This is a genomic window from Herpetosiphonaceae bacterium, from assembly GCA_036374795.1.
Lineage (GTDB): Bacteria > Chloroflexota > Chloroflexia > Chloroflexales > Kallotenuaceae > LB3-1.
The window spans coordinates 1-7,571 of record DASUTC010000002.1 but is presented as its reverse complement, the minus strand read 5'-3'; the positions used below and the strand labels follow the sequence as shown (position 1 = coordinate 7,571).

Below are 7,571 nucleotides of genomic sequence, written 5' to 3'. Positions count from 1 at the left end.
CTCGCCGGGCACGCCCACCGGCACCGGCTGGCCGCGCCGATCCAGCAGGTAGATCCGCGTGTTGGCGATCGGACGACCGATCGGCGGGATGCGCTGCGTGCCGTCGAGCGCCGCCAGCGTCGCACAGACCGTCGTCTCGGTGGGGCCATAGCCGTTGAACATCCGCCGCTCACGCCCGCTCGCGGACACGCGCCAGCGCGCCACCAGATCGCCGGAGCAGGCTTCGCCCGCCACGAGCAACTGCGCAAGCTGAGGCAGCTCAGCGGGCGGCAGCACGGCCAGCGCCGAGGGCGGCAGCGTCGCCACGGTGATCGCCTCGGCTTCCAGCAGGTGCAGCAGATCCGGCCCTGGCCGCAGCGCCTCCTCCGGGGCCAGCACCAGCGTCGCGCCGTGCAGCAGCGCCATACAGACCTCCCAGACCGCCGAGTCGAAGCTGAACGAGGCGAATTGCAGCACGCGGCTCTGCTGGTGGATGCCTACCGTATCACGCTGGAGTAGCGCGATATTGCCGAGGCCACGATGGGTCACGAGCACGCCCTTGGGCCGTCCGGTCGAGCCCGACGTGTAGATCACATAGGCAATAGTATCTGGCAGCGCGTGGACGGTCGGTGGGCGATCCGAGCACCGGCTGATCGCGGGCCAGTCCTCATCCAGAAACACCGTCAATGCCGCGTGTCCGGTCATGGTCTGCGCGAGATGCGCCTGTGTCACCAGCACGGCGATCTGCGCGTCGGCGATCATGAACTGAAGCCGCTCCTGGGGATAGTGCGGATCGAGCGGCACGTACGCGCCGCCCGCCTTGAGGATGCCCAGCATGCCGACGATCAGATCGAGCGAGCGCTCGATCGAAAGACCGACATGAACCTCGCCCTGAGCGCACCCGCCGACGCCCAACGCTTGCAGGTAGCGGGCAAGCTGATTCGCGCGTCGATCCAGCTCGGCGTAGGTCAGCGCGGCGCTGCCGTACACAACCGCGATCCTATCGGGCGTGCGCGCGGCCTGCGCTTCAAAGAGCTGCTGAAAACAGAGCGCCTGATAGGGCTGCTGCGTGGCGTTCCAATCCACGAGCATCTGCTGCCGCTCGTCCACTCTGAGCAGCGGCAGCGCGGCGATGGGGCAATCGGGATCGGCGACAATGCCCGCGAGCATTTGCTCGAAGTGTGCCGCCATGCGCGCGATCGTCGGCTCGTCGAACAGCTCGGCGTTATACTGCAGCCGCAGGCGCAAGCCCTGCGTCGTCTCCACGACGGACAGCGACAGATCGAGCTTGGTGGTAATATGCTCCGTCTCCAGCGGCTCGACCGTCAGCGGCGGCACGTCGATCGTCGGCAGCGGCGTATTCTGAAGCACAAACGAAACCTGGAACAGCGGCGCGGAACTCAGGTCGCGCTCCGGCTGGAGCTCCTCGACGAGCTTCTCGAATGGCAGATCCTGATGGGCATACGCCGCCAGGGTCGTCTCACGCACCCGCCGGAGCGCCTCGCGAAACGTCGGATTGTCGCTCAGATTGGCCCGCAGCACCAGGGTGTTGACGAAGAAGCCGATCAGCCCCTCGATCTCGGCGCGATTGCGGCTGGCAATGCCCGACCCGATCGCGAAGTCTGTCTGGCCGCTGTAGCGCGAGAGCAACGCCTGGAACGCCGCCAGCAGCGTCATGAACAGTGTCGCGCCCTCCTGCTGGCTCAACGTATGAAGCGCTGACGTCAGCGGCGGCGAGAGCGTATGCGTGTGGCGGCCACCGGTAATCGTCTGCACCGCGCCGCGCGGATGGTCGGTCGGCAGGTGGAGCTTGGGCAGATCGGCAAGCTGCTGCCGCCAGTAGTCGATCTGTCGCTCCAGCACCTCGCCTTGCAGCCAGTCGCGCTGCCAGTACGCGAAGTCGGCGTACTGGATCGGCAGCTCTGGAAGCCGGGCGGCGTCTGTCTGGCCGACGGCAAACGCGCGGTAGAGCGTGGTCAATTCGCGGATCAGCACGCCCTGCGACCAGCCATCAGCGATAATATGGTGCAGCGTCAGAATCAGCACATGCTCCTGGCCGTCCTGGGCGCGGTGCAGACGCAGCAGCGCGGCCCGGATCAGCGGTCCCTGCGCCAGATCGAATGGCTGCCGGGCCTCTGCCAGGATATGCCGCTGGACGGTCGCTTCACGATCAGCAGCAGGCAGCCCGCTCAAATCCGTCACCGGGAGCGCGATCACCAGGGCGGGTGCAATCGACTGTACCGGGTGCCCATGCGAGATCACAAACGTTGTGCGCAAGGTTTCGTGCCGCGCGACGATCTGGTTGAGCGCGCGGAGCAGCGCCGCCTCGCTCAGCGGACCCGTTAAGCGCAGCGCCGACACCATGTTATAGGCGCTCGTGCCGGGCTGGAACTGATCGATAAACCAGAGGCGCTGTTGCGCAAACGAGAGCGGAAACATATTGATGCCACTCGCACGCGGAAGCGATCGAATGCGTGCCCGACCCTGCTGCTCTTGCTGCCGACGTAGCAGCTCAAGCAATTTCCGTCGTTCTGGAGAAAGGTCCGCAATCTGTTGCTGGAGATCGCTCATGGGGGCTCCTGCGTTCGTGGTACGGTAGATCGGAATGGCCGAGTACGTTACGCGATAACCATGCGTAGGGGCATCATCGTATGACAAGCCGCGAAGCGCATCTGAACCGAGGCTGCTCGGATCGATCCAACGCTGATCGAGGCCGACTCAGGGTGAGCTGAGGCAACCATTTCTGCAGGGTAGCCTACCGACGGAGCTACCCTTGCAAGCTCATACGCTTGTGTGTCGATCAAGCCTCTCAGAGAAGAACAGAAGGTTAGATCGAAGTGGTTGCTTTCTGTGAATATGGCGCGTTATGTTGGCACCATGTCGTACACAGATGTTAACCACAGCCGGAGGGCGAAATAATTGTAGCACAACTTTATCGTCATGCGGCAGCAAAGCGCGTAGTGATCGCCGCCTGCGGTTGGTTGGACCCAGCCTGCATGGCCTCGTACCAGCCACCGACCGCAGACAGCCGGGTTGCACAGGCGGCAAATAATTGTATAATTGGATCAAAATTACCACGTCATCTGGTGTACACAACGTTTATGCGGCTGGACACTTGCCGATTGTCTGATCGAGCAGCCTGAGAGCAAGCGGCAGCGATCCAGGCCAGCAGGGATTTTCTGGGAGACTCCGCCACGCTACCCGCCCGTCTGCGCCCGATCAGCCATCGTCTTAGCTACCCGTTAGGATAGTATCGAGTTTCAAGTTCCAAGTTTCACGTTTCACATTCTCCCTGGTTCTTGGTTCTCCATGTGTTCTTTGTTCTTTGTTCTCGCTTCGTTCTTTCGCCTCGTCTTGGTGGAGCATGCTTGATGAGCGAACCTCGGTGCAATCCTCTCGGTGTATCCTCGTTTGTAGCCATCCTGCGCTGGAGAGCTAGCCATCAGCCCGATCAAGCTGCCTACACCTTCCTGGCAGACGACACGAGCGCGGCGCGGCTGAGCTATGCGGAGCTGGATCGACGTGCCTGTGTGATCGCCGCCCACCTGCAAGCGATCGGAGCCCGTGGCGAGCGCGCGCTGCTGCTGTACCCGCCCGGCCTGGAGTACATCGCCGCGCTGTTTGGCTGCCTCTACGCTGGCGTCGTCGCCGTTCCGGCCTATCCGCCCCACGCCGCCCGTCACGACCGCAGGTTGTCGCGGCTGCGAGCGATTGCCCGCGATGCTCAGCCCTTGGTCGCGCTGACGACATCAGCGATTCGCCCGATGGGAGCGACACTATCCGCCAGCGATCCGAGCTTCCACGCGCTGCGCTGGCTGGCTACCGATGCTCTGGCACCCGGCGTCGAGCCAAGCTGGCAAGCGCCAGCGGTCGATAGCGCCAGCCTGGCGCTGCTTCAGTACACATCGGGCTCGACGGCCACGCCAAAAGGCGTGATGCTGAGCCACAGCAATCTGCTCCACAACTCGTCGGTGATCCAGCGCTGCTTCGAGCACACGTCGGACAGCCAGGGCGTGATCTGGCTGCCGCCGTATCACGATATGGGCCTGATCGGCGGAATCTTACAGCCGTTGTACACGGGCTTTCCCGTCGTGCTGATGTCGCCCGTCAGCTTCTTGCAGCGTCCGCTGCGCTGGCTTCAGGCCATCTCGGACTATCGAGCGACGACGAGCGGTGGTCCCAACTTCGCGTACGAGCTGTGCCTGCGCAAGATTACGCCGGAGCAGCGCGAGCGCCTCGATCTGAGTAGCTGGCGGGTGGCCTTCAACGGTGCCGAGCCGATTCGCGCCGAGACGTTGGAGCGCTTTACGGCGGCGTTCTCGTCGGCTGGCTTCCGCCGCGAAGCGTTGTATCCCTGCTACGGGCTGGCCGAAGCGACGCTGATCGTCTCCGGCGGCCACGTATCCACGCCGCCGATCAGCCGCGCATTCGAGGGCGCGGCGCTTGAGCAGGGCCGGGTTCTTCAAGCCGCATCCGAGCAGCCCGGCAGCCGGACGCTCGTTGGATGTGGGCAGGCACCGCCTGATCAGCAGATCGCGATCGTCGAGCCACAGTCGGGCGTGCGCTGCCAGCCCGGCCAGATCGGCGAGATCTGGGTCGCCGGGCCGAGCGTGGCGCAGGGCTACTGGAATCAGCCCGGCGAGACGATGCGAACCTTCGAGGCGCGCATCGCGGATACAGGGGACGGCCCGTTCCTGCGCACCGGCGACCTTGGCTTTCTCCACGATGGCGAGCTGTTTATCACAGGCAGGATCAAAGATCTGATCATCATTCGCGGGCGCAATCACTATCCCCAGGACATCGAGCGCACTGTCGAGGAATGTCACCCGGCGCTGCGGCCCGGCTCCGGCGCAGCCTTCACGATCGAGGTCGCGGGAGAGGAGCGCCTGATTGTCGCGCACGAGGTCGAGCGCACGCAGCGCCGGGTGGAGATTGCCGAGGTTGCCGCAGCGATTCGCCAGGCCGTCGCCGAGGAGCACGAGCTACACGTGTATGCCGTTGCGCTGCTCAAGCACGGCGGCGTTCCTAAAACGTCGAGCGGCAAGGTGCAGCGCCATGCCTGTCGCGCGGGCTTTGTCGCCGGGAGCCTTGATCTGATCGGCAGCGACGTGCTCGACGGCGAGCCAATCGCCGGAGACGAAGAGCGGTTGACGCGCGAGACGATCCTGGCGCTCGAACCGGCGGCGCGCAGATTGGCGCTGACAACCTATCTTCAGCAGCAGATAGCGCGCGCGCTTGGCAGCGCATCGTCGCAGCTCCAGCGGCAGCATCCGATCAGCGCGCAAGGCATCGACTCGCTGATGGCGATCGAGCTACAGCATACGATCGAGACGGATCTCGGCGTGACGATCCCGATGGTGCGCTTCCTGCAAGATCTGACGATCGAGCAGCTTGCTGCTGAGATCGATGCGCAGATCGCCGAGCCATCTAGCGCGCCGCAGCCGACGCCGCACGGCGCGTCAGGGCAGGCTGCCGAATATCCGCTCTCGATCGGGCAGCGCGCGCTCTGGTTTCTGCATGAGCTGGCACCTGCCAGCGCGGCCTACCACATCACGAGCGCGGTCCGCATTCGCGGCAGCCTCGACAGCGCCGCGCTGCACCGCGCCTTTCAACGGCTGGTCGATCGGCATCCTTCGCTGCGGGCCACGTTTGCGCCGCATGGCAGCGACGGACAAGCTGCTCCGGTCCAGCGGATCGCTTCTCGCGTGGAGGTTGCCTTCGAGCGTGTGGCCGCGCCCGAAAGCACGGCGGCGCTGGACGAACTCCTGGCGGCAGAGGCGCTGCGACCCTTCGATCTCCGCCACGAGCCGCCGCTGCGGGTCCGGCTTTTCACACGATCGGCCTCTGAGCATATCTTGCTGCTGGTCGTTCACCATATCGCCGCGGATTTCTGGTCGCTCGCAGGTATGATCCGCGAGCTGCGCCTGCTGTACGCCGCAGAGTCCGCTCACGCGCCGCCGGATCTCGCGCCGACGACGTTCCGCTACGTCGATTATATCGAGCAGCAGAGCGCTCTGCTGGCCGGGCCGGAAGGCGATCGGCTGTGGCGCTACTGGCAGCGCCGCCTCGCCGATGCCCGGATGGTTCTCGACCTGCCCACGGATCGACCGCGTCCAGCCGTGCAGACCTACCACGGCGCGACACACTCCTTCGGCCTCAGCCCGGAGCTGACAGAGCAGATCAAGGCACTGGCACAGAATGCGAGCGCGACGCCCTACATGGTGCTGCTGGCCGCATTCCACACGCTGCTCTTGCGCTACACGGGGCAGCACGACATCCTGGTTGGCTCGCCCACCGCAGGCCGCGATCGGCGCGAGCTGGCGGAGATCGTCGGCTACATGGTGAATCCGATTGTGCTGCGCGGCGATCTCAGCGGCAATCCAACCTTCGCCACGCTGCTGGATCAGACCCGGCGGGTCGTGCTGGACGCCTTCGCGCACCAGCAGTACCCGTTCGCGCTGCTGGTCGAGCGGCTCCAGCCGCAGCGCGATCCGAGCCGCTCGCCGCTGTTCCAGGTGATGTTCGTGCTGCAAAAAAACCAGCGGCGCGACGATGTGGATCTGGCCGCGTTTGCGCTCGGCGTGGCTGGCGCGCAGATGACGCTGGCCGATCTGACGATCGAGTCGCTGGCGCTGGCGCAGCAGGCAACACAGGTCGATCTGACGCTGACGATGGCCGAGGTCAACGGCAGCTTCGTCGCGGCCTTCGAGTATAACCGCGACCTGTTCGACACGAGTACGATCGCGCGGATGGCCGGGCACTTCGTCACGCTGCTCGACGGGATTGTCGCCGATCCGGGGCGGCGTCTTGCCAGCCTGCCGCTGTTGAGCGCCGCCGAGCGCCAGCAGATGCTTGTGCAGTGGAACGCGACGCGGGCTCCGTACCCCGCCGAGCAGTGCTACCACGAGCTTTTCGAGCAGCAGGCCGCGCGCACACCCGACGCGATTGCGGTGATCGCTGGCGACGAGCGGCTGAGCTACCACGAGTTGAATGCGCGGGCGAATCAGGTGGCGCATGAGCTTCGTATACTTGGTGTCGGGCCGGATGTTCCGGTCGGGATCTGCGTGGAGCGGTCGGCGATGATGCTGATCGGGCTGCTCGGCATCCTCAAGGCGGGCGGCGCGTATGTGCCCCTCGACCCGGCGTATCCTCAGGAGCGGATGGCGTTTATGCTCGATGACACCAGGATGCCAGTGCTGCTGACTCAGCAGCGGCTCCGCGCGCGGCTGCCCCAGGACGTCGCGCGCATCATCGAGCTGGACGCCGCGTGGCCGCGCATCGCTGCGCGCAGCGCCGCCAACCCGTCCCGTGCCGCCACGCCCGATCACCTTGCCTATCTCATCTATACTTCCGGCTCCACCGGCACCCCCAAAGGCGCGATGATCCCCCATCGCGGCCTGGTCAACTACGTCTCCTGGGCCGCGCAGACCTACCGTGTCGCCCAGGGTCGCGGCACCCCGGTCCACTCGCCGATCGGCTTCGATCTGACCGTCACCAGCCTGCTCGTGCCCCTCGCCGTCGGCCAGCGCGTCCACCTGCTGCCCGATGCGCAGGCGCTCGATGGCCTCAGCGCCGCGCTCCAGCCCGACGCC

2 protein-coding genes are annotated in these 7,571 nt (G+C 65.3%); one reads left to right on the top strand and one right to left on the bottom strand.

All coding sequences use genetic code 11. From position 1 onward, the window contains the following. Positions 1-2,550 (bottom strand): condensation domain-containing protein (locus VFZ66_00110; protein ID HEX6287554.1); only part of this gene is annotated, 2,550 nt, incomplete at its 3' end. Between the two features lie 800 nt (positions 2,551-3,350). Between VFZ66_00110 and VFZ66_00105 the strand changes: the two genes are divergently transcribed. Then, positions 3,351-7,571, top strand: a 4,221-nt coding sequence (locus VFZ66_00105) for an AMP-binding protein (GenBank protein HEX6287553.1), incomplete at its 3' end; no start/stop codon positions are given.